Source organism: Sphingomonas nostoxanthinifaciens (genome assembly GCF_019930585.1).
GTDB lineage: Bacteria > Pseudomonadota > Alphaproteobacteria > Sphingomonadales > Sphingomonadaceae > Sphingomonas_I > Sphingomonas_I nostoxanthinifaciens.
In genome coordinates this window covers 4,155,387-4,177,003 of the sequence record NZ_CP082839.1, presented here as the reverse complement: position 1 = coordinate 4,177,003, position 21,617 = coordinate 4,155,387, and the positions used below count along the sequence as shown (strand labels likewise).

The 21,617-nt window shown below is 68.8% G+C and carries 26 protein-coding genes and 1 tRNA gene; 10 read left to right on the top strand and 17 right to left on the bottom strand.

All coding sequences use genetic code 11. The features are described from left to right. Positions 1 to 69: 69 nt before the first annotated feature. A complete protein-coding gene (locus K8P63_RS20015; protein ID WP_223797731.1) occupies positions 70 to 1,704 on the bottom strand; it encodes an alkaline phosphatase family protein in 1,635 nt (544 codons plus the stop codon). Between the two features lie 137 nt (positions 1,705 to 1,841). On the opposite strand from K8P63_RS20015, the gene K8P63_RS20010 reads away from it, so the two are divergent. Next, positions 1,842 to 2,831, top strand: coding sequence for a L,D-transpeptidase (locus tag K8P63_RS20010; protein ID WP_223797730.1), 990 nt, complete (start codon positions 1,842 to 1,844; stop codon positions 2,829 to 2,831). Between the two features lie 55 nt (positions 2,832 to 2,886). On the opposite strand, the gene K8P63_RS20005 is transcribed toward K8P63_RS20010, so the two are convergent. Further along, complete coding sequence (locus tag K8P63_RS20005; RefSeq protein ID WP_223797729.1) at positions 2,887 to 3,585, bottom strand: pirin family protein; 699 nt, start codon at positions 3,583 to 3,585, stop codon at positions 2,887 to 2,889. A gap of 116 nt (positions 3,586 to 3,701) precedes the next feature. Here K8P63_RS20005 and K8P63_RS20000 point away from each other — a divergent pair, with 116 nt between their 5' ends. Continuing rightward, on the top strand, positions 3,702 to 4,631 hold the full coding sequence (locus K8P63_RS20000; RefSeq protein ID WP_223797728.1) for a LysR family transcriptional regulator: 930 nt from the start codon (positions 3,702 to 3,704) through the stop codon (positions 4,629 to 4,631). A 17-nt stretch (positions 4,632 to 4,648) separates the two neighbouring features. Here K8P63_RS20000 and K8P63_RS19995 read toward each other — a convergent pair whose 3' ends face one another. Beyond that, on the bottom strand, positions 4,649 to 5,569 hold the full coding sequence (locus K8P63_RS19995; RefSeq protein WP_223797727.1) for a pirin family protein: 921 nt from the start codon (positions 5,567 to 5,569) through the stop codon (positions 4,649 to 4,651). 10 nt (positions 5,570 to 5,579) lie between these two features. Further along, positions 5,580 to 5,882: a hypothetical protein gene (locus K8P63_RS19990; protein ID WP_223797726.1), complete on the bottom strand. Its 303-nt coding sequence runs from the start codon at positions 5,880 to 5,882 to the stop codon at positions 5,580 to 5,582. 222 nt (positions 5,883 to 6,104) lie between these two features. On the opposite strand from K8P63_RS19990, the gene K8P63_RS19985 reads away from it, so the two are divergent. Together K8P63_RS19985 and K8P63_RS19980 are read left to right on the top strand one after the other, a co-directional pair. After that, on the top strand, positions 6,105 to 6,923 hold the full coding sequence (locus K8P63_RS19985) for a shikimate 5-dehydrogenase (protein WP_223797725.1): 819 nt from the start codon (positions 6,105 to 6,107) through the stop codon (positions 6,921 to 6,923). A 139-nt stretch (positions 6,924 to 7,062) separates the two neighbouring features. After that, a complete protein-coding gene (locus K8P63_RS19980; RefSeq protein ID WP_223797724.1) occupies positions 7,063 to 7,281 on the top strand; it encodes a hypothetical protein in 219 nt (72 codons plus the stop codon). 12 nt (positions 7,282 to 7,293) lie between these two features. Here the strand turns inward: K8P63_RS19980 and K8P63_RS19975 are convergent. Both K8P63_RS19975 and folK read right to left on the bottom strand, forming a co-directional pair. After that, positions 7,294 to 7,369: transfer RNA gene (locus K8P63_RS19975), tRNA-Lys, on the bottom strand. Then, positions 7,360 to 7,866: a 2-amino-4-hydroxy-6-hydroxymethyldihydropteridine diphosphokinase gene (gene folK / locus K8P63_RS19970; RefSeq protein WP_223797723.1), complete on the bottom strand. Its 507-nt coding sequence runs from the start codon at positions 7,864 to 7,866 to the stop codon at positions 7,360 to 7,362. Before folK ends, K8P63_RS19975 begins: the two co-directional genes overlap by 10 nt. Positions 7,867 to 7,911: 45 nt before the next feature. Between folK and K8P63_RS19965 the strand changes: the two genes are divergently transcribed. Further along, on the top strand, positions 7,912 to 8,565 hold the full coding sequence (locus K8P63_RS19965; protein WP_223797722.1) for a uracil-DNA glycosylase: 654 nt from the start codon (positions 7,912 to 7,914) through the stop codon (positions 8,563 to 8,565). On the opposite strand, the gene K8P63_RS19960 is transcribed toward K8P63_RS19965, so the two are convergent. The 5 genes from K8P63_RS19960 to K8P63_RS19940 all read right to left on the bottom strand — a co-directional run bounded on the left by K8P63_RS19960 (position 8,536) and on the right by K8P63_RS19940 (position 12,477). After that, the gene (locus tag K8P63_RS19960) at positions 8,536 to 9,210 is read right to left on the bottom strand and encodes a hypothetical protein (RefSeq protein WP_223797721.1); all 675 of its coding nucleotides are present in this window, start codon (positions 9,208 to 9,210) and stop codon (positions 8,536 to 8,538) included. The genes K8P63_RS19965 and K8P63_RS19960 overlap by 30 nt on opposite strands. 193 nt (positions 9,211 to 9,403) lie before the next feature. Beyond that, the gene (locus tag K8P63_RS19955; protein ID WP_223797720.1) at positions 9,404 to 10,258 is read right to left on the bottom strand and encodes a D-amino-acid transaminase; all 855 of its coding nucleotides are present in this window, start codon (positions 10,256 to 10,258) and stop codon (positions 9,404 to 9,406) included. Then, positions 10,258 to 11,118: an N-carbamoylputrescine amidase gene (aguB, locus tag K8P63_RS19950; protein ID WP_223797719.1), complete on the bottom strand. Its 861-nt coding sequence runs from the start codon at positions 11,116 to 11,118 to the stop codon at positions 10,258 to 10,260. Before aguB ends, K8P63_RS19955 begins: the two co-directional genes overlap by 1 nt. Before the next feature lie 10 nt (positions 11,119 to 11,128). Beyond that, positions 11,129 to 11,479, bottom strand: coding sequence for a DUF3147 family protein (locus K8P63_RS19945; protein ID WP_223797718.1), 351 nt, complete (start codon positions 11,477 to 11,479; stop codon positions 11,129 to 11,131). Continuing rightward, positions 11,476 to 12,477 (bottom strand): agmatine deiminase family protein, encoded by a 1,002-nt coding sequence (locus K8P63_RS19940; protein WP_223797717.1) that lies wholly within the window; start codon positions 12,475 to 12,477, stop codon positions 11,476 to 11,478. The genes K8P63_RS19945 and K8P63_RS19940 overlap by 4 nt, the downstream gene beginning before the upstream one ends. Before the next feature lie 470 nt (positions 12,478 to 12,947). Here K8P63_RS19940 and K8P63_RS19935 point away from each other — a divergent pair, with 470 nt between their 5' ends. The 3 genes from K8P63_RS19935 (at position 12,948) to K8P63_RS19925 (ending at position 15,997) form a co-directional block, all read left to right on the top strand. Next, positions 12,948 to 13,496, top strand: a complete 549-nt coding sequence (locus K8P63_RS19935) for a hypothetical protein (protein WP_223797716.1) — start codon at positions 12,948 to 12,950, stop codon at positions 13,494 to 13,496. A gap of 5 nt (positions 13,497 to 13,501) precedes the next feature. Further along, the gene (locus K8P63_RS19930; protein WP_223797715.1) at positions 13,502 to 13,912 is read left to right on the top strand and encodes a hypothetical protein; all 411 of its coding nucleotides are present in this window, start codon (positions 13,502 to 13,504) and stop codon (positions 13,910 to 13,912) included. Between the two features lie 99 nt (positions 13,913 to 14,011). Then, positions 14,012 to 15,997, top strand: coding sequence for an alpha/beta hydrolase family protein (locus K8P63_RS19925; protein ID WP_223797714.1), 1,986 nt, complete (start codon positions 14,012 to 14,014; stop codon positions 15,995 to 15,997). Between the two features lie 66 nt (positions 15,998 to 16,063). Here K8P63_RS19925 and rpsD read toward each other — a convergent pair whose 3' ends face one another. Beyond that, positions 16,064 to 16,678: a 30S ribosomal protein S4 gene (gene rpsD / locus K8P63_RS19920; RefSeq protein ID WP_223797713.1), complete on the bottom strand. Its 615-nt coding sequence runs from the start codon at positions 16,676 to 16,678 to the stop codon at positions 16,064 to 16,066. 191 nt (positions 16,679 to 16,869) lie between these two features. On the opposite strand from rpsD, the gene K8P63_RS19915 reads away from it, so the two are divergent. Beyond that, complete coding sequence (locus tag K8P63_RS19915) at positions 16,870 to 17,175, top strand: chorismate mutase (RefSeq protein ID WP_223797712.1); 306 nt, start codon at positions 16,870 to 16,872, stop codon at positions 17,173 to 17,175. Here K8P63_RS19915 and K8P63_RS19910 read toward each other — a convergent pair. Genes K8P63_RS19910 through rpiB form a run of 4 tightly spaced genes read right to left on the bottom strand, consistent with a single transcriptional unit; the run spans position 17,142 to position 20,127 of the window. After that, on the bottom strand, positions 17,142 to 17,894 hold the full coding sequence (locus tag K8P63_RS19910) for an RNA methyltransferase (protein WP_223797711.1): 753 nt from the start codon (positions 17,892 to 17,894) through the stop codon (positions 17,142 to 17,144). The two genes, K8P63_RS19915 and K8P63_RS19910, sit on opposite strands and share 34 nt — an antisense overlap. Continuing rightward, positions 17,891 to 18,358 (bottom strand): transcriptional regulator NrdR, encoded by a 468-nt coding sequence (gene nrdR / locus K8P63_RS19905; RefSeq protein WP_223797710.1) that lies wholly within the window; start codon positions 18,356 to 18,358, stop codon positions 17,891 to 17,893. The genes K8P63_RS19910 and nrdR overlap by 4 nt, the downstream gene beginning before the upstream one ends. Continuing rightward, a complete protein-coding gene (glyA, locus tag K8P63_RS19900; RefSeq protein ID WP_223797709.1) occupies positions 18,359 to 19,672 on the bottom strand; it encodes a serine hydroxymethyltransferase in 1,314 nt (437 codons plus the stop codon). It abuts the gene before it with no gap. After that, entirely contained in the window at positions 19,669 to 20,127 is a 459-nt protein-coding gene (gene rpiB / locus K8P63_RS19895; protein WP_223797708.1) for a ribose 5-phosphate isomerase B, read from the bottom strand. Before rpiB ends, glyA begins: the two co-directional genes overlap by 4 nt. A gap of 102 nt (positions 20,128 to 20,229) precedes the next feature. Between rpiB and K8P63_RS19890 the strand changes: the two genes are divergently transcribed. Beyond that, positions 20,230 to 20,691 (top strand): MAPEG family protein, encoded by a 462-nt coding sequence (locus K8P63_RS19890; protein WP_223797707.1) that lies wholly within the window; start codon positions 20,230 to 20,232, stop codon positions 20,689 to 20,691. Here K8P63_RS19890 and K8P63_RS19885 read toward each other — a convergent pair. Further along, positions 20,598 to 21,566, bottom strand: coding sequence for an NAD(P)H-dependent flavin oxidoreductase (locus K8P63_RS19885; protein WP_223797706.1), 969 nt, complete (start codon positions 21,564 to 21,566; stop codon positions 20,598 to 20,600). The genes K8P63_RS19890 and K8P63_RS19885 overlap by 94 nt on opposite strands. Positions 21,567 to 21,617 lie beyond the last annotated feature (51 nt).

Below are 21,617 nucleotides of genomic sequence, written 5' to 3'. Positions count from 1 at the left end.
AGTCCGCCTCACGAGATCCCAGCCTTCGCTGGGATGACGAGATCGGTTTAAAATGGATGGTCCGGACGATTATCCGCACGTCCCCGCCACCACGGTCAGGCACTTGCCGTCGACCTGGGTGGTCGGCACGTGGGTGATCGCGGCGAGCGTCGGGGCGATGTCGACCGTTTCGGCGGGTGCTGCGGGCTGCTCCGACGGCGCACCCTGCCACCAGAACAGGATTGGCACGCGACGATCATGGTCCCACGGGCTGCCATGGCCGGCGACGGTGTCGCCCGGGCCGCGCGGCATGCCGAAGGTCGTGCGCTCGGCATATTCGACCTGGATGTCGCCGCTGCGCTCCGGATCGTAGGATTCGTTGAAGCGCTCGGCGACCGACAGCTGGTCGACCGGTTTGCCCGGCGGCGGTGCGGCGGCGGCGATCTGGTCGGCGGTGTAGACCTGCTTCACCTCGGGCCGGGTCTTGAGCCACGCGATCGCGGCATCGCGCACCTTGGCGCGCAGGGCGTCGTCGGGCCCGACGTTGATCGACAGCTGCTGCGGGTCGTCGCCGACGATCGGCTCGAAGGCGAGGCCGAGTTGCGCTTCGACCGCCTTGTTGAGCGCGCCGACGAAGGCGCCCGAATCGAGCCGCTTGGCCGCGACGCCGGTCTCGGCCTCGCGCTCGGCGGCGTCGGTGCTGCCATGATCGGCGGTCAGCACCACGACATAGGGCACGCCGAGCCCGTCGAGCTTCTGGAAGAAGGCGCCGAGCGCGCGATCGAGCGCGGCCATCTGCACGCACATCTCGGCGCCGCCATTGCCGTAGCGGTGGCCGACATAATCGGTCGCCGACAGGCTGACCGCGAGCAGATCGGTCGCCGGGCCGTGGCCGAGATGCTCGCGATCGAGGATGTCGTCCGCGAACTGCAGCGTCAGCGCGTCGTAGAGCGGGGTCGCGTGCAGGAAATCCTGGAAGTCGGTGCGCGCCATGAAGTCACCGCTCTCGACTTCCTTCGCCATGTCGGGCGGCACATTGCCCGACAGCGCGAGCTTGCCGAACATGTGCGGCTTCGCGAGCGCGGCGCAGGTCGCCGACGGCGCCGGCCACAATTCGGGCGGGCTCGCCTTCCAGCGTGCGAACAGCGCCTTGTCGAACGCCTGCGCCGGCGCGAGCACGGCCGGCGTCGAAGGCCCGGCATAAGACGAGCTGCCGAAGCCGGCGCCGTCGTTCCACCAATAGACGCCATCGGCCTTATGGCCGCCGAGCATGATCGCGGCGCGATCCTTGCCCGAGACCGAGAAGACGCGCGCGCCGGGCTGCGCGCCCTTCAGCCAGTCGCCATAAGTGGGGACGCGTAAATTCTGCGGCCCGCGTGCGCTGGCATCGGCGGTGCCGCGCACCGACACGCAATAGATGCTGGAGCCGGTTTTGGCGTCGAACCAGGTGTTGGCGACGATGCCGGTGCCCGCCGGGTGGCGGCCGGTGAGGATGGTCGAATGGCCGGGGCAGGTCTCGGTCGCGGCGTGGCTCTGATAACCGGTGAAGACGATTCCGTCGCTCAGCCGCTTGAGCCCGCCGGTAAAGGTCGGACGATAGCGCTGGTAGAGCTCGTTCGAGAATTGATCGACCGCGATCGCCACGACCAGCTTCGGCGCTGGCGGTGCGGCCGGTGCCGAAGTCGCGGCGAGCGCCGCCGCTGCCGATAGGACCAAACGGATCATTCGCATTCCCTTGCGCTAGATCGGCCGCCGATGGCCCGGCAGCGTTACGAACTGATGACGGATGCCGCCGCCGACTGGCGAGCGGCCTTGATCTCGATTAGGCTCAGGGCATGATTCGGGGGAATGGTGCAAGGGGAATGGCGCTGCTGCTCGTCGGCAGCGCATTGGCGGCTTCGGCCGCGCCGGCATGGGGGCAGGGCGCGACCGCCAGCTCGCCGCCCGAGCTGGCGCGCGTCGCGGACACGCTCAAGCCCGGCCAGTGGGTGTGGGCGGCGAGCATCGCGCCGGCGGGGCCGATCATGGTCTATGTCGATCTCTCGCGGCAGATCGCGACGGTCTATCGCAACGGCGTGCGCATCGGCGTGTCGACCGTGTCGTCGGGGCGCGATGGCTATGCGACGCCGACCGGCGTATTCACGATCCTGCAGAAGGACGCGAACCACCATTCCAACGTCTACCACAATGCCCCGATGCTGTTTCAGCAGCGGCTGACGTGGGACGGGGTGGCGCTGCATGCCGGCGGCCTGCCCGGTTACCCCGAAAGCCACGGCTGCGTGCATCTGCCCTATGGCTTCTCGAAGGAATTGTTCGCGATCACCGGGCTCGGCGCGACGGTGGTGATCGCGGGCGACGCAGTCAATCACGTCCGCACCAGCGATAACAGCCTGCTGCTGCCGATCGACGCCAAGGGCCAGCCGGCGATGCCGGTGCTGCTCGGCAGCGGCGACTATGCCTGGACGCCCGCGCGCGCGCCGACGGGCCCGCTTACCATCATCGTGTCGAAGAGCGACCAGCGCGTCGTCGTGCTGCGCAACGGCATCGAGATCGGGCGCAGCGCGGCGCAGGTGGACGATACCGACACCGGCTCGCACGTCATCACGTTGACCAAGCAGCCCAACGGCGCGGCGCGCTGGGTCTATGTCGGGCTGCCCGGCCATGACGAGGATGCCGGCCGTCCGCTCGACGAGGCGACGCTCAACCGGCTGCGCCTGCCGCGCGCCTTCTACGCCGCGCTCAAACCGTTGCTGGTACCGGGCACGACGATCCTCGTCACCTGGTCGAGTGTCGGCGACGACGGACGGCGCGGGCGGCTCACCATCCTCGACGCGGTGGCGCCGACCCCGTGAAGCAAGCGGGGCCGCGCAGCAGGGGAGAACTGCGCGGCCCCGTCGGGGACAGGGATCAGGCGGCGTCGACCAGCACGATCTCGCTATCCTCGATCGCGGTGACGCGCAGCACCTCGACGTCGCTGATCGCCGCACCATCGCGCGCGTTGACGCGGGTGCCGTCGATCTCGACCGCGCCGGTGGCGGGGACGAGATAGCCGCGGCGATCCTTGCCGAGCGGATAGTCGGCGGTCTCGCCGGCCTTCAGCGTCGCGCCGACGACGCGCGCGTCGGTGCGGATCGGCAGGGCGTCGTTATCGTTGGCGAGGCCCGATGCGAGCACCACGAACTGGCCCGACCGCTCGCCCTTCGGGAACGGGCGTGCGCCCCAGCTCGGCTTCTCACCGGTGCGCGTGGGCAGGATCCAGATCTGGAAGATCTGCGTGGTCACGTCCTCGCGGTTATATTCGGAATGCGCGATGCCGGTGCCGGCGCTCATCACCTGCACGTCGCCCGCCTCGGTGCGGCCTTTGTTGCCCAGATTGTCCTGGTGCGTGATCGCGCCTTCGCGGACGTAGGTGATGATCTCCATGTCGCGGTGTGGGTGCGGCGGGAAGCCGGTGTTGGGCGCGATCGTGTCGTCGTTCCAGACGCGCAGATTGCCCCAGCTCGTCCGTGCCGGATCATAATAATTGGCGAACGAGAAATGATGCTTGGCATCGAGCCAGCCATGGTTCTCGCCACCGAGCGTGTTGAAGGGCCGAAGGTCGATCATGGGTCGTCTCCCGGGCGCGGGCGGTGTGAAGGGCCTGCGCGAACCGCACCCAGATAGGGTGGCTCGACATATCCCGGCAGCGGGATAAACTCGGCCGAAACGTTCGAGAAAGTTGAATGGCACAGCCCGGCACGCCGACCTTCGATCAGCTCCGCATCTTCCTGGCGGTGGTCGATTCGGGGAGTTTCGCGGGGGCCGGGCGGCGGCTCAACCGTGCCGTCTCGGTCATCAGCTACGGCATCGCCAATCTGGAGGCGCAGCTCGGCGTTCTGCTGTTCGCGCGCGAAGGGACGCGCAAGCCGGTACTGACCGAGGCGGGGCGCGCCGTGCTGGCCGAGGCGCGTGCGGTCGCCGGCGGGCTCGACGGGCTACGCGCGAAGGTGAAGGGGCTGCTCGACGGGCTGGAGGCCGAGGTGAACCTCGCGGTCGACGTCATGCTACCGACGCGGCGGCTCGGGCTCGTGTTGCGCGCCTTCGCCGAACATTATCCCACCGTCACGCTGCGGCTGCACGTCGAGGCGCTCGGCGCGGTCGCGGCTTTGGTGCTGGACGGGCGCGCGGTGATCGGGCTGTCGGGGCCGCTGGCGGCGGGGATCGAAGGGCTCGATTCGGTCGCGGCGGGGCGCGTGGCGATGGTGCCGGTGGCGGCGCCCGATCATCCGCTGGCGCGGTTCGATCCGATCCCACCCGGCGCCGCGCGCGATTGCGTGCAACTGGTGCTGTCCGATCGTTCGCCGCTGACCGAGGGGCGCGATTTCGCGGTGATGAGCCCGCGCACGTGGCGGCTCGCCGATCTCGGCGCCAAGCATGCATTGCTGCGCGAGGGGATCGGCTGGGGCAACATGCCGCTGCCGCTGGTCGAGCCCGATCTGGTCGCGGGCACGCTCCGCCGGCTGGTGATGCCCGAAGGTACCGGCGGCATGTACGGCTTTGCCGGCATCTGGCGGCGTGACCGACCACCGGGGCCGGCGGCGTCGTGGCTGCTCGACCAATTGGTGGCCCACGGCCGCGCCGATGCGGCGGAGCCTGGATTCGCGGACCTATAAGGTGGGGGCGGGGTGCCTCACGGGTAGCGCACCGGCGGCGGTGCCTCGGGCAGCGGGATGAAGTCGCGCTCGTCGGGCACGGCGGCGAAGCGGCGGGCGCGCCAATCCTCCTTCGCCTGCTCGATCCGGTCGGCGCGGCTCGACACGAAGTTCCAGAAGATGTGGCGCGTTTCGGGGAAGGGCTCGCCCCCCACCAGCATCAGCCGCGCGCCGGAATCGCTTTCCAGCACGATCTCGGCGCCGGGCTTGAAGATCACGAATTCGCCCGTTGTGAATGCGCCGGTCTGGCCGATCACGCCGACGGTGCCCTCGACCACATAGATGGCGCGTTCGACATGCTCGGCGCGCAGTTGGTAGCGCGTGCGCGCCGCCATTCGCACGTCGGCATAGACCATGTCGGAGAAGGTCGCGACCGGTGAAACCAGCCCGTCGTGCCGGCCGGCGATCACCGTCAGCGCGACGCCGTCGGCCTCGGTCTGCGGAATGGCGTCGGCGCGATGATGCGCGAAGGCCGGAGCGGTCTCCTCGTGTGCGGTCGGCAGCGCGACCCACACCTGCAACCCGTAGAGCGAGCCGCCGGTGGCACGCGTCTCCGGCCCGGTGCGCTCGGAATGGACGATGCCCGCGCCCGCCGTCATCCAGTTGACCTCGCCCGGCCGGATCGCCTGGACCGAGCCGACGCTGTCGCGGTGCAGGATTTCGCCGTCGAGCAGATAGGTGACGGTCGCCAGCCCGATATGCGGGTGCGGCCGCACGTCGAGCCCGTTGCCGGCGTGGAAGGCCGCCGGGCCCATCTGATCGAAGAAGATGAACGGCCCGACCATGCGGCGATGCGCGGAGGGAAGCGCGCGGCGCACCTGGAAGCCGTCGCCGAGATCGCGCACCGGCGGCAGGATGATCGTGTCGACGGCGTCGATGTCGCTGGAGAAGATGGTCATGGTCGCATCCTTACAGCGAGAGCAAGGCGAGCGCGTCGATCTGCGCCGCGTTGAAGCCCTGCGCTGCCAGCGAAGGCGCAAGATCGGTCGCGGTCGCGCGCCGCCGCCGACTCGCGCAGACGAAATGGCGGACCGCCTCAAGCCGGTCGTCCGCCAGCGGGTTGGCGCGGCGCAGGCCGAACAGAGCGGCGGCGCTGCGCGCGATCAGACCCGGCCGCGCCGCTTCGCTATCGCAGCCGCTCCGGCCGGCATCCTTGAGCGCGATCGCCACGGCCGACCATTCGAGCCGGGAAAGCTGCGGGGTCTCGATCATCGCGGTCACTCCTGTCTGGTGGCAGCATGGATCGCACCGCCGGGACATTTCGGGCAGTGGGATAAGATCGGCGCTTTCGTTCGAGAAAGTGGAACAGTCGCGGCGCACATTCCGCGTGCATCACGCCGCCGGCGACGGCTATGGGCCGGTCATAGCAGCGATCGGAGGCACGGACGTGACGAAGCGGAACGATGCGACGGCATTCACGGCGGTGCAGCGCTGATGCCCGGCAAGCCGCTGATCGGCCGCGACACGCGGCTGTGCATGTCGCTCTCGGCCCGACCGGGCAATTTCGGCACGCGCTTCCACAACCGGCTCTACGAGCTGACCGGGCTCGATTATCTCTACAAGAGCTTCTCGACCACCGATCTGCCAGCGGCGATCGGCGGCATCCGCGCGCTGTCGATCCGCGGCTGCGCCATATCGATGCCATTCAAGGAGGCGGTGATTCCGTTGCTCGACGGGCTTGGCCCCACCGCGGCGGCGATCGACAGCGTCAACACCATCGTCAACGATGACGGGCGGCTGACCGGGCACAATACCGATTATGCCGCGGTGGTCGCATTGATCGCCGGCATCGATCCGGCGACGCGCTTCGTGTTGCGCGGATCGGGGGGCATGGCCAAGGCGGTCGCGGCGGCGCTGCGCGACAGCGGGTTCCGCGACGGCATGATCGTCGCGCGCAACGAAGCCGCCGGCCGCGCGCTTGCAGAGCCGTACGGCTTCGATTGGAGCGCAGAACCAACCGAAACGGCGCCATTGATCGTGAACGTGACGCCGCTCGGCATGACCGGCGCCGATGCCGACGCGCTCGCTTTTCCCGTGGCCATGATCGACGCGTGCGACGTGGCGCTCGATGCGGTGCAATATCCGCCCGAGACGCCGTTGCTGCGCGAGGCGCGACTGCGAGGAAAGCGCTGCATCACCGGGACTGAGATCGCGGTCCTGCAGGCGCTCGAGCAGTTCATCCTCTATACCGGCGTTCGGCCCGATCCGGCGCAGGTCGAGGATGCCGCCGCCTTCGCGCGCGCCAACAGTTGAACGGACCCAGCATCTTTCACCGTTAAGGATCATCTTGCTCCGTTAAGGATCAATTGCCCTTTTCCCGCGACGAGCCGAGCGTATGAGTTGATCCACTTGGGGCAGGGCCCAAGATCAACAGGTTCTTGGGGGACAAGAAATGGCATCGGTTTCCGATGACCAGTCGTTCTACGGCACGGTCGACGAGCGCACGCACACCACGCTGTACGGTGTGGCAAAGGGAACGGCCGATCTCGCGGGCAAGCTTCTGATGCTGCTGCTGGCAGTCGCGCTAGTGGCGCTATCCGTCACACTTTGGACGGTTCTCGACGAGGAAAGCGTCGCGCCGCCCGCGATCACCGCCAGCCAGAACTATTAATCGCGTCGAGGTTGGTGGGTCCGATGGGATTCGAACCCATGACCTCTCGATTAAAAGTCGCTTGCTCTACCGACTGAGCTACGGACCCGACCGGTCTGGCGCTCTATGGTTCGGCAGCGGCCGGGTCAACCGCGCGCGGAGCTGACGGACGCTGGCGCCAGACGGAATCCGCCAATCCGGCGCTATCGAGACGAGCGGGTCGAGCACGAATCGCCGTTCGGCCAGCGCGGCATGGGGAATGGCGAGCGCACGCGATCGCCACGCGCCACCCGACCAGAGCAGGATATCGAGATCGAGCACGCGCGTGCCCCAACGCCGACCGCGCCGCCGGCCGAACGCCCGCTCGACCGTCTTGAGCGACGCGAGCAGGTCGGGCGGTTCCAGCGGGGTGCGTGCCAGCAGGGCGGCATTGGCGAAGCGCCGGCCGGCGGGCCCCAGCGCGGGCGTGTCGACGATCGGTGACATGCGGATCGGCGCGATGCCGTGCGCGGACAGCGCCGCCACCGCCGCGGCCAGCACCGCGCGCGGCGCGCCGTGGCGCCCGTGGCGGCGGTTCGATCCGAGCGCGATCACGTAGACGTACACGGCCCGGCCCTAGGCGCGGCCACGCTTCTCGCCTAGTCGCGGTCGATGCACGCCGCCGAGCCGCCCGTTGATTGCCCGCTCTGCCCGCGTCTCGCGGCCTTCCGCGAGGATCAGCGCGCGGCGCATCCCGATTGGTTCAACGCGCCTGTGCCCGCCTTCGGCGATCCGGAGGCATGGCTCGCGATCGTCGGCCTCGCACCGGGGATGAACGGTGCGAACCGCACCGGCCGCCCGTTCACCGGCGATTTCGCCGGCGCGCTGCTCTACGAGACGCTGCTCAAGTTCGGGCTGGCCGAGGGCACTTACGCCGCCCGGCCGGATGACGGCCTGACGCTGCGCGGCGCGATCATCGTCAATGCGGTGCGGTGTCTGCCGCCGCAGAACAAGCCGACGCCCGAGGAAGTCCGAACCTGCCGCCCCTTCCTCGAGTCAGCGCTGGCGGCGCTGCCGAACCTGAAGATCGTGGTGGCGCTCGGCCAGATCGCGCATCAATCGGCGGTCAAGGCGCTCGGCGGGCGACTGCCCAAGGCGAGGTTCGGGCATCTCGCCGAACATCGCCTGCCTTCGGGCATGCTGCTGGTCGATAGCTATCACTGCTCGCGCTACAACCAGAATACCGGGGTGCTGACCGCCGACATGTTCGAGGCGGTGTTCGCCCGCGCTCTGGCACTAGCCGGGCAGCCCGAGCAGGCGGGCTAAAGCCACGAACGCCGGCCAGTCGGGCGCGTGGCCCGCGGTCGTCTGGATGAACAGGATCGCCGCCAGCGTCAGCGGAACGGGCACAGGGAAGCGGCGGTGCGCGGCGTCCCACAGGATCAGCGCCCCCATGGCGGCGTCGACCGTCAGATAGGCCGGCTGGAGCGACGCGCGCAGGCCGTGGAAGAGCGGCCCATAGGCCCGGGCGAGAGCGGGCGGCAGCACGACGAAGACGGTGCACGCCATGAAGCGCGCGTGCAGCACCATCCGGCGGCGATAGACGATCGCGCAGATGTAGAGCGTGCTGAAGATCACCAGCGAGACGAGGTCCGCCCACGCCAGCGTCAACACCAGCGACCGCGACAGGCCCGACGGCACGCGCAGCATCTGCCGCACGACGAGCAGGGCGCTCCCCACCAGCAGCGGCGTGAGGTAACGCGACGCGCGTCCGAAACGGCCGTGCAGCCGCCAGTGGCCGTGCCCGATCAGCCAGCTCTGCACCACCAGCAGCGCCATCCACGATACCGCCAGTGCCCCATGCACGATATCGACCGGCGCGAGCGGGCCGAACCCGCCATACAGGTCCGGCGAGAAGCCATAGGCCATGATCGCGAATGCGAGCAGGAACCACAGGTACAACGTCCGCATGCCCATGCCCCCCAGCAATGGAAGGCGTCAGCGTAGCAGGACTATTCGGGAGGACTAGACGGTTGGGACACTCCGGTAAGCTCGTCACCCCGGACTTGATCCGGAGTCTCGCTTACGTCCGGCGGCCCAAGAAACAGCGTGATCCCCGATCAAGTCCGGGATGATGTCGGAGGCGTCGGGAGCGGAGCCTGGCCTACAGCGCCTGCGCCCGTGCCGCTTCGATATAGAGCGCGCGCAGGCGCCCGGCGACCGGGCCCGGCGTGCCGTCGCCGATCGGCGCGCCGTCGATGCGAACGATCGGCGTGACGAAGGTCGAGGCGCTCGTCATCATCGCCTCGCGCGCGGCCAGCGCCTCGTTCAGCGTGAAGGCGCGATGCTCGATCGCCAGCCCTTCCTCGGCCGCCAGCCGCAGCATCGCGTTGCGCGTGCAGCCGGGCAGGATGGCGTGGCTGTCGGGGCGCGTCACGAGCACGCCGTCCGCCGTCAGGATCGTCGCGCTGGACGAGGCGCCCTCGGTGACGAAGCCGTCCTCGATCAGCCACGCCTCCTGCGCGCCCGCGGCGGCGGCGGCGCGCTTCGCGAGCACCTGCGCCAGCAGCATCACGCTCTTGATGTCGCGCCGCGCCCAGCGGATGTCCGCCATCGTCGCGACCGCGATCCCGGTCTCCGCCACCTTGCTGCCGAGGATGTCCGCGACCTGGGTGAACATCAGCAGGGTGGGAACCAGATCGGGCGCGGGCAGGAAGTTGCGCTCGGCCACGCCGCGCGTCAGCTGGAGATAGACCGTGCCCTGATCGACGCCATTGCGCGCGATCAGTTCGCGCTCGATCGCCTCGATCTCCGCCAGTGACAGTGGCAGCGCGATCTCCAGCGCATCGGCCGAGCGTTGCAGCCGGGCAAGGTGCGACGCCGAATCGATCAGCCGTCCGTCGAGCACCGTCGTCACCTCGTAGAGGCCGTCGGCGAACAGGAAGCCGCGGTCCATCACCGGCACCCTGGCATCCTCGAGCGGCAGGAAGGCGCCGTCGAGCCACGCGACGCGCGCCATCAGATGTCCTGCGTCAGGCGGCCGTACAGCTCCGGCCGCCGATCGCGGAAGAAGCCGAAGGCGGCGCGGTGGCGCTTCACCCGGTCGAGATCGAGCGTCGCGGTGATGACGCCGGTTTCCTCGCGGCCGAGCTCGGCGAGGATGTCGCCGCGCTCGTCGCAGATGAAGCTGGTGCCGTAGAATGTCTGGCCATGCTCGGTGCCGACGCGGTTGGCGGCGACGATCGGCACGACGTTCGACACCGCATGCCCCACCATCGCGCGGCGCCACAGACGGGCGGTGTCGAGGCTGGTGTCGTGCGGTTCGCTGCCGATCGCGGTCGGGTAGAACAGCACCTGCGCGCCCATCAGCATCATCGCGCGCGCGGTCTCGGGATACCATTGATCCCAGCACACGCCGACGCCCAGCGTCGCGCTCTCGATGCCCTTCGGGCCCGGCCACACCTTGAAGCCGGTATTGCCGGGGCGGAAGTAGAATTTCTCTTCATAGCCCGGGCCGTCGGGGATGTGGCTCTTGCGATAGACGCCCTGCACCGCGCCGTCCGGCCCGACCATGGCGAGGCTGTTATAATGATGCGGCCCGTCCGCCTCGAAGAAGCTGGTGGGGATGGTGACGCCCAGTTCGGCCGCGAGCGCCTGCATGGCCAGCACCGCCTTGTGCTCGCCCACCGGCTTGGCGGTGGCGAACAGGCTTTCGTCCTCGACCCGGCAGAAATAGGGGCCCTCGAACAGTTCGGGCGGCAGGATCACCTGCGCGCCGCGGCCGGCCGCCTCGCGCACCAGATCGGATACGGTGGCGATGTTCGTATCGATGTCGTCGACGAAGGCCAGCTGAAGCGCTGCCACGGTGATCTCGGTCATGGCGGGGTTCCTACAGGCGGACGCCGAAACGCGCGGCGACGCCGATCGTGATGAAATAGAGCAGGATCGTCAGCGCGCAACCGGCGGCGAGCGCCGGCCAGAAGCCGACGCCGTGGCGCAACGCCGCCGGCACCACCAAGAACATCGGCAGCGACGGCAGCACGTACCAGAAGGTCGCCTCGACATGCGCCGCCAGCCGGGCGGGATCGTGCGTGTCGTGCCACAGCCAGATCATGCCGAGCAGCGACAGCAGCGGCAGCGAGGCGACCAGCGCGCCCGCCGCCGGACTACGCCGCGCGATCGTGGCGATCGCCGCCACGATCAGCCCCGAGAGGGCCGCACGGACCCAGAACTGGATCACACGCGCGGCACCTGCTGACTGATGCAGTGGAAGCTGCCCCCGCCGCTGAGAACATGATCGGATCGGACGCCCACCGCGACCCGGTCGGGGAAAAATGCACCGATCGCGGCCACCGCGGCGGCATCGTTCGGCATGCCGTGGATCGGCACCACCACCGCCGCATTGCCGATGTAGAAGTTCATGTACGAGGCCGGCACGATCTCGCCGTCACGCATCGTCAGGCCGGGCGAGGGGATCGGCACCACTTCGACGCCGAACGCCTCGGCACGCGCCTTGGCATCGGCATAGATGGCGGCATTGGGGTCGTCGGCGTCGGCTGGCACCGGGATCGCCAACCGATTCGGGCCGACGAAGCGCGCGAGATTGTCGACATGGCCGTCGGTATGATCCTCGGCGAGGCCCTCGCCCAGCCACAGCACGCGATCGAGCCCCAGATCCTCGGCCAGTCGCCGCTCGATATCGGCGCGCAGCAGGCCGGGATTGCGGTTGGGGTTGAGCAGGCATTGCTCGGTGGTGACGGCGAGGCCGGTGCCGTCGACGTCGATCGCCCCGCCCTCCAGCACCCAGTCGTGCGCGTCGATCGCGAAGCCGGCGGCCTCGGCCAGCCGCGCGCCGACCGCCTCGTCGCCGGGCAGGTGATATTTGCCGCCCCACCAGTTGAAGCCGAACCGCGCCGCGCGCAGCCCGTCTGCCCCGTCGAGCAGGATCGCGCCGGTATCGCGTAGCCACACATCGCCGAACGGCTCGACCACCACTTCGGCGGCGTCACCCATTGCGGCGCGCGCTTCCGCTGCCGCCGCGTCGTTCGCCGCGACCAGCACCACCCGCTCGCCCTTGCCCCCCGCATGGACGGCGCGCGCAAACCCCGCGACCTCGGCCTGTGCGGGGGCAAGATTCTCCTCCCACAGCTCGGGATGGCTGGGCCAGCCGATCCAGACGCTGGCATGCGGCGCCCATTCGGGGGGCTGGCGGAGAGCGGGCGCGCGGGTGCTGGACATGCGCGCGCCCTTTGCAAAGCCGGACCCGCGCCGCAAGCGCTGTTCTGTTTCAGCACGCGCACCGATCGGCGCCGAATATGGCCGCCACGGGCCAAGCTTGCGATATTGCAGGATTTGATTAACCATGTGGGCTGCCGAGTCTGGGGGGACGAATGGCGCGATCACGGTCTTTGCTGCTGCTGTGCCTCCTGGCGCTCTATGCGTGCAGCAGCCCGCTGCCTCCACCACCGCCGCCTCCCCCGCCCCCGCAACCCGTCGAGGCTCCGCCACCTGCGCCGCCGCCTCCCCCGGCAACTGCGGCGCCGTCGCGGCCGCCCTCCATCGGCGCATCATCCGGTGCGCATCATGGGCACACCGCCCCCGGCAGGCCCGCCGTCACGCCCGATTCCGAGACCGCCGGCGCTGCCGCCGGTGCGACCAGCGATCTGCCAGCTTTCCCATGGCCGGTGCCGCGCGCATCGGCGGTCGCCGTGCTCGACCGTCAGCCGTTCGCGACCGCCGCTACGCTCGGTTATGTCGATACGCTGCTGACGCGCGCGCTGGCCAGGATCGGCTTCGTCGAGAGCGGGCGGTATCGGGTGCCCGGCGGCTTCGTGCTGGTGACGCGGATGGAGCGCTTCAGGCCCGACGGCACGTCTTGGGCGCCTGACCGCTTTACCATCGACGATAGCGCGGCGGTCCATCTCGGCAGCTTCTCGCTCGGCGATTATCTGCGTGCGTTGTTCACCGCGCCGGAGGGGCAATATCGCGTGCTCGCCTTCGTCGTGACCGATCAGCCGGTGACGCAGACGGGAAGCGGCCTCTCGGCGGACGCGGCGAGCGAGCTGGTGTCGTCGGGCGCGACCGACCTGCCCGAGACCTATGCGCGGCTGCGCTTCACGCCGGCGCACCGCGTGGTCGCATTGGTCTACGAATTCCGCCGCGTCGGCAGCGCGCAGCCCAGCCTGCGCCTGCCGAGCGATCTGCAGGGCCTGACGCATCTGCAGCAGGTGGGGTTGCTCCACGCGCTCGGGGAATAGCCACGATGCAATCCTATCGCCTGCGGTTGATGCTAGCGTGGGTCGTCGGCGGCGGCCTCGTGCTGACGGTGATGATCCTGCAGACCAGCCTCGGCCATTATGGCGACGATGCCGAAGCGGCGTGGCAGTGGCTGATCCCCAATCTGGTGCCGTCGCTGACGCTCGTGCTAGGCGTCAGCGCCTTCACCAAGCCCGAGCCGGTCGACATGCCGTCGGGCATGAAGCCACTGTTCCTCGTCTGCATGGCGATGAGCATCTTCTATCTGCTGGTGCTCGCCTTGCCGATCCTGATCCAGCCGATGGTCGGCACCGCGCCGCTGCCTTTGCTCCACCAGTCGAATCTGTGGCTGGGCCCGCTGCAGGGCTTGGCCAGCTCGCTGCTGGGCGTCTTCTTCGCGCGCGAAAAGGCGAACTGACCGTGCCTCGTTGCCAAGCTCGCGACCGGGTCTTGGCAGTTGCTTGCGGCAGTGCAACAAAGATGCTCGGCGCGGAGGGAGCGCGCCGAGCGAGGGGCGATGATCGGGAAAAGCATGATGACGCTGGCGCTCGCCGGCGTAGCGACAGCGGCATGGACGCAGCCGGCGGCCACGCCGGGCGGCACCGATGCCGCACCACGGTTTGGCGTGCGGCCGAGCATTGAGCATGTCAGCCTCTCGCCAGATGGTATGCACCTCGCTTACATCGCGCCGGTGGGTGGGCAGGGCTCCGCGCTCTACACGGTCGCGCTGCCCGACGGCGAGCCGCGTCGCGCGGTCGGAACCGACGGCAAGGCACAGCGCCTGTCGAGTTGCGACTGGGTGTCGAACGCGCGATTGGTGTGCCAGGTCTACGCGACGGTAAAATCTGACATCAACGTGTTCACCGTCAACCGGCTGATCGCGATCAACGCCGATGGCAGTGACGTGAAGATGCTGTCCAACAACGAGAGCCTCTATCAGCGCCGGTGGACCCTTTACGGCGGCGAGGTGCTCGACTGGATGCCCGGCACGGCCAACACCATCCTCGTGCAGCATGATTTCGTGCCGGAGGACAAGGTCGCATCCCGTATTGCCGAGAAGCGCGACGGGCTTGGCGTGCAGCGGGTCGACACGATGTCGCTCAGCCGGACGGTGGTGCAGACCGGCGTGTTGAACGCGGTCGACTACGTCACCGACGGGATCGGCCACGTCCGGCTGATGGGAATCCAGCCTCCCGCCAATTCCAGCCAGATGATGGGTCGCAAGATCAACTATTCCTATCGCGCGGCGGGCGGGGGCGGCTGGACGCCGTTCGGAAGTTACGACGTGGTCGACGAAAGCGGGCTCAACCCGATCGCGGTCGATCCCAAGTCGGACACGGTTTACGCTTACCGCAAGATCGACGGGCGGCGCGCGCTGGTGAAGGTCGATCTGGCGAACAGCTTGCGCGAGGATCTGGTCTATTCCAACCCGCGCTTCGATGTCGGGTCGCTGCTGCGGCTGGGTCGCGCGCGGCGGATCGTCGGCGCGACGTTCGAATCGGATCGCAGCGAGGCGATCTATTTCGATCCCGATCTGAAGGCGCTGGCTGCGGCGCTCGGCCACGCGCTGCCGAAGGGCACGATGATCAACTTCGCCGGCGCTAGCGACGACGAGACGAAGCTGCTGATCTGGGCCGGAAGCGATACCGACCCCGGGCGCTATTATTGGTTCGACCGGCCGACCCGCAAACTGACCGAGCTCATGCTGGTGCGCCCGCAGCTCGAGGGGATGGCGCTCGCGCCGATGCGCGCAATCACCTATCCCGGCGCGGACGGCACGCCGATCCCCGCATATCTGACGCTGCCGCCGGGCTCATCCGGCAAGAATATTCCCGCGATCGTGCTGCCGCACGGCGGGCCGAGCGCGCGCGACAGCTGGGGTTTCGACTGGCTGGTCCAGTTCTTCGTCGCACAAGGCTATGCCGTGCTTCAGCCGCAGTTCCGCGGTTCGGCCGGCTATGGCGACGCCTGGTTCAAGAACGAAGGCTTCCGCCAGTGGAAGGTCGCGATCACCGATGTGGCCGATGCCGGTCACTGGCTGGTCAAGCAGGGCATTGCCGATCCCGCGCGCTTGGCCATCTTCGGCTGGTCCTATGGCGGCTATGCGGCGCTGCAGGCGCAGGTGCTGAAGCCCGATCTGTTCAAGGCGGTCGTCGCGGTCGCGCCGGTGACCGATCTGGCCCAGTTGAAAGAGCAATATCGCAATTTCACGAACTATAATTTCTCGGCCGATTTCATCGGCGCCGGTGCACATGTCCGTGAAGGCTCGCCCGCCCAGAATGCCGATCGCTTCAAGGCGCCGGTGCTGATCTTCCAGGGCGATACCGATCGCAACGTCTATGTGGTGCAATCGCGGATGATGGACGCCGCGCTGGCGCGGGCGGGCAAGACGCACGAATTGGTGATCTACCCGGGCCTCGACCATTATCTCGACGATTCGGCCGCGCGTACTGACATGCTCGCAAAGAGCGACGCCTTCCTGAAGAGCGCTCTCAAACGATAGCCGCAGGGCAAAGAAAAAGGGCGGCCTGTTGCCGGACCGCCCCATTCCCGCCGATATCGCGAAGGATCAGCGCGAGTAGAATTCGACGACCAGGTTCGGCTCCATCTTCACCGGATAGGGCACCTCGTCGAGCGTCGGCACGCGGATGAAGGTGACCTTCGCCGCACCGTCGGCGCCGACATAATCGGGGATCTCACGCTCGGAGAGGCCCTGCGCCTCCATCACCAGCGCCATTTCCTGCGCCTTGGTGCCCAAAGTGATCTCGTCCCCCGGCTTCACCAGGCGGCTGGCGATGTTGCACTTCACGCCGTTGACGCGAACGTGGCCGTGGCTGACGAGCTGGCGCGCCGAGAAGATGGTCGGCGTGAACTTGGCGCGATACACCACCGCGTCGAGGCGGCGCTCGAGCAGGCCGATCAGGTTCTGGCTGGTGTCGCCCTTCAGGCGGCTCGCCTCGGTATAGGCCTTCTTGAACTGCTTCTCGGTGACGTCGCCGTAATAGCCCTTCAGCTTCTGCTTCGCCTTGAGCTGGATACCGAAATCGGTCGCCTTGCCCTTGCGGCGCTGGCCGTGCTGGCCAGGGCCATATTCGCGCTTGTTCACCGGGGACTTCGGACGGCCCCAGATATTCTCGCCCATGCGACGGTCGAGCTTGTACTTGGCGCTGCTGCGCTTCGACATGATCAGTCCTTCAATTGCGTGACCCGGGCGACATGCCCTGATCCCAGCCCGGAACCGCGCCACCGCCCTTTCGGGACGAGCAGGACCGCCGCTTCACCGGAGTGCGGGGTCAATTGCGAAGCGCGGGCCTTTAGCGGATCGCGCCGCCGAGTCAAGGTTGCGGGTCGCGCGCCGCGCGCTATGCGCGGGAGATGACCACCGTCCTCCCGCCCGAACGATGCTCCGATATGGTCGAGGTCCGCGCCGGCGTCGACGCCCTCGACCGCGAAATGGTGGCGCTGCTGGCGACGCGCTTCGGCTACATGCGCGCTGCCGCCCGCATCAAGCCGTCGCGCGATCGCGTCCGCGACGAGCCGCGCAAGGCGGCGGTCATCGCCAATGCGTCCGCCGAGGCCGCGCGGCTGGGCTGGCCGCCGGCGATCGCCGAAGCGGTGTGGGAGGTGCTGGTCGAGGCGTCGATCGCCTACGAGCTGGAGGCGTTCGACGCCCGCGGCTGACCGCGCCGGCGCGGCCGATCGAGCGCGGTCAGCACGCCGCGCAGGGTGCGCACCTCGTGCGTGTTCCAGCCGGGCTTGGTGAGGAGCGTCCGCAGCATCCGCTTGGTCGTGGGCGTGCGATCGGGCGGGAAGAAAAAGCCGGCTTCCTCCAGCATCGCGTCGATCTGGTCGATCATGCCGTCGAGCTCGGCCTGCGGCGCCGGCGGATCGAGCTCGGTCGCGGGCGGCTGGGCAAGGTTCGCGCCCTTCGACCATTCGTAGGCGACGAGGATCACCGCCTGCGCGAGGTTCAGGCTGCCGAACTCGGGATTGATCGGCACGGTCAGGATGGTGCGCGCGATCGCGACGTCGTCGGTCTCCAGCCCCGACCGCTCGGGTCCGAACAGCACCGCGCTGCCGCCGGGCTCGGCACGGATCGCGACGGCGGCCTCGTCCGGCCCGATCACCGGCTTGGTGACGCCGCGCCTGCGGACGGTGGTCGCGAAGACGTGCGCGCAATCCGCGACCGCATCCGCCACGCTGTCGAACACGCGCGCGCGCTCCAGCACGATGTCCGCGCCCGAGGCGGCGGGCCCGGCGCCGGGGTTCGGCCAGCCGTCGCGTGGCGCGACGAGCCGCAGGTCGGTGAGCCCGAAATTGAGCATGGCGCGCGCCGCCTTGCCGATATTCTCGCCAAGCTGCGGGCGGACGAGGACGATTGCGGGGGGCGGGACGTTCACTCCTCCCGCTCCGCCGCCTCGGCCACCGTCCCGGCGAACGCCTCGAAATCCTTGGCCTCGCGGAAATCCTTGTAGACGCTGGCGAAGCGAATGTACGCGACCGGATCGAGGCGCTGCAGCCCGTCCATCACCATCTCGCCGACGCGCCCCGCCTGGACCTCGCTCTCGCCCGATGTCTCAAGCTGGCGCTGGATGCCCGACACCATCCGCTCGATCTGTTCGGTCTTGATCGGCCGCTTGCGCGCGGCGACCGCGATCGAGCGTTCGAGCTTCGAGCGGTCGAACGGCTGGCGGTCGCCATCCTTCTTGATGACGGTCAGCTCGCGCAGTTGCACCCGCTCGAACGTCGAGAAGCGCGCGCCGCAGCCCTCGCACTGGCGGCGGCGGCGGATCGAGGCGCCGTCCTCGGTCGGACGGCTATCCTTCACCTGGCTATCGGGATGGGCGCAGAACGGGCAGCGCAATCAAAGCTCCGGATAGATCGGGAAGCGGTCGCACAGCGCCTCGACGCGGGTCCGCACTGCCTGCTCCACCTGTGCGTCGCCCGCCTCGCCATTCTTCGACAGGCCGTCGAGCACGTCGGCGATCATGTCGGCGATCTCGCGGAACTCGGCCGGGCCGAAGCCGCGCGTGGTGCCCGCGGGCGAGCCGACGCGGATGCCGCTGGTCTTGACCGGGGGCAGCGGATCGAACGGGATGCCGTTCTTGTTGCAGGTGATGCCGGCGCGCTCCAGCGCCTCGTCGGCATCCTTGCCGGTGACGCCGAGCGGGGTGAGATCGACGAGCGCCAGGTGGGTGTCGGTGCCGCCCGAGACGATCTTCGCGCCGCGCTCCTCCAGCCGTGCCGCCAGCGCCTTGGCATTCTCGACCACAGCGCGCGCATAGCTCTTGAAGTCGGGCTGCAGCGCCTCGCCGAACGCCACCGCCTTGGCAGCGACGACGTGCATCAGCGGGCCGCCCTGCAGGCCGGGGAACACCGCCGAATTGATCTTCTTGGCGATGGCCTCGTCGTCGGTGAAGACCGCGCCGCCGCGCGGCCCGCGCAGCGTCTTGTGCGTGGTGGTGGTGACGACCTGGGCATGGCCGAACGGCGTCGGGTGGACACCGCCTGCGACGAGCCCGGCAAAATGCGCCATGTCGACCATGAACAGCGCCCCCACCTCGTCGGCGATCGCACGGAAACGCGCGAAGTCGATGTGGCGCGGATAGGCCGATCCGCCGGCGATGATGAGCCGCGGCTGGTGCTGGCGCGCCATCGCCGCGACCGCATCATAGTCGATCAGGTGGGTGTCGCGCGTCACGCCATATTGCACGGCGTTGAACCACTTGCCCGACATCGCCGCCTTGGCGCCGTGGGTCAGGTGGCCGCCGGCATCGAGGCTGAGGCCCATGATCGTGTCGCCCGGCTTGGTCAGCGCCAGCATCACCGCGCCGTTGGCCTGTGCGCCCGAATGCGGCTGGACGTTGGCGAAGCCGCAGCCGAACAATTGCTTGGCGCGGTCGATCGCCAGCTGCTCCACCTCGTCGGAGGGGTGACAGCCCTGATAGTAACGCTTGCCGGGATAGCCCTCGGCATATTTGTTGGTGAAGACCGAGCCCTGCGCCTCCAGCACCGCCTTGGAGACGATATTCTCCGACGCGATCAGCTCGATCTGCTTCTTCTCGCGCGCAATCTCGTGGGTCAGGCCGGCGAAGACGGCGGGATCGGCGGCGGCCAGCCCGCGCGTGAAGAAGCCATCGGGCTGCACCTCGGTCGACGCGCTGGGGTTGCTGCTCATGCGGGTTCCTTCTCGAAACGGGGATTAGTGAGCTTGGCGACGCGGGCCGTGTGGCGGTCGCCGGCGAATGGGGTGGACAGGAAAGCCGTGACGCACGCCTTGGCCATGTCGACGCCGATCAGGCGTGCGCCCATCGCCAGCACGTTGGCGTCGTTATGCTCGCGCGCGAGCGTCGCGGCATAGGGATCGGAGATGAGCGCGCAGCGCGCGGCGGGGTGGCGGTTGACCGCGATCGAGATGCCGATGCCCGATCCGCACAAGGCGATGCCGTATGCCGCGTCGCCGTCGGCAATCGCCTGCGCGAGGGCATAGCCGTAATCGGGATAGTCGACGCGCGCGTCGCTCGTCGGGCCGAGATCGCGCACGTCGTGGCCGAGCCCGCGCAGCCACGCGGCAAGCTCGTCCTTCAGCGCGAAGGCGGCGTGATCGGATGCGATGGCGATGCGCTCGGCCACGGCGCGGCGTCTCCGGATGGAATGGATCGGCGCCTCTTAGCTCCGCATCGGCCGCGAGGCCAGCCGGTTGCGCGGGGCGCGCCACGGGCGCATCGTCGGCGCATGGAGATCACCCCCAATTCGATCGCGATCCTGTGGCCCACCTTCGCGCTGGTGCTGCTGATCTTCGTCGTGTGGGCGACGATGGGGTTCCAGCGGATGGCGCATGTCCGCGATCATCCGCCGACCCGCTCCGACATCGCCGATCGCGCGGGGTGGGAAGCCTATTTCCGCCCGGTCGAACGCCCGGCCGCCAACCTCGCCAATCTGTTCGAGATGCCGGTGCTGTTCCTCGTGCTGGTGCCGCTGCTGATCGTCATGCGGCAGGCGAGCCATGCGCAGATCCTGCTCGCGTGGATCTTCGTCGCCTTGCGTGCAGCGCACAGCCTCGTCCATGTCCGCCGCGGCAGCGTGCGGGTGCGCTTCTACCTCTATGTCGCGTCGTGCGTGATCCTGTCGGCGATGTGGATCGGCTTCGCGGTCGATGTCGTGGCGATGGCGCAGGCGGTGCGCGCGACCCTGTAGCCCGCGATCAGCTCGGCCGCGATCTCCGCCGCCGCGCGCACCGCGCGCGCGCCGCCGACGCCGTGCCCGGCCGACCAGACGTCACGCCACGCCTTCGCTTCGGCATCCAGATCGAGCGCGCCGGCATGGCCTTGATGCGCGGCGAGGCTGGGGCCGAGGAAGTTGGCCGGAATGCCGCTGACCGTGTCGGTATAGACGATGTCGGCGGCATGCGACGCGAGCATCATCGCCTTCTGCTCGGGCGACGCCATGCTTTCGGCGGCGGTGATGAAATGCGTGCCGAGATAAGCGAGGTCGGCGCCCATCACTTCGGCGGCGGCGATGTGGCGACCCTCGCTCATCGCGCCCGACAACACGATCGTGCCGTCGAACATCGCGCGCAGCTCGGCGACCAACGCAAACGGACTCAGCGTGCCGGCATGGCCGCCCGCACCGGCCGCGACTGCGACGATGCCGTCGACCCCTGCGGCGATCGCTTTCTCGGCATGGCGCAGGTTGGTGACGTCGTGGAAGACGAGGCCGCCATAGGAGTGCACCGCCGCCACCACGTCGGGCACCGCGCCGAGCGAGGTGATGACCAGCGGCACGCGGTGCTGCACGATGCGGGCGAGATCCGCCTCGACGCGCGGATTGCTGCGGTGGACGATCAGGTTGACGCCGTAGGGAGCGGTGCCGGGCGTTTGGGTGAGCCGCGCCTCGATCGCGTCGAGCCACGCCGCGAAGCCGTAGGTGGTGCGCTGGTTGAGCGCGGGGAAGGTGCCGAGCAGCCCCGCCCGGCAGCATTCGACGACGAGGTCCGGCCCCGAGACGAGGAACATCGGCGCGACGATCGCGGGAATCGCGAGGCGGCCGGCGAGTTGCTGGGGGAGGGGCATGGGATCTTGTCCTAATCCGTTCGCCCTGAGGGGCCGCTGAGCCTGTCGAAG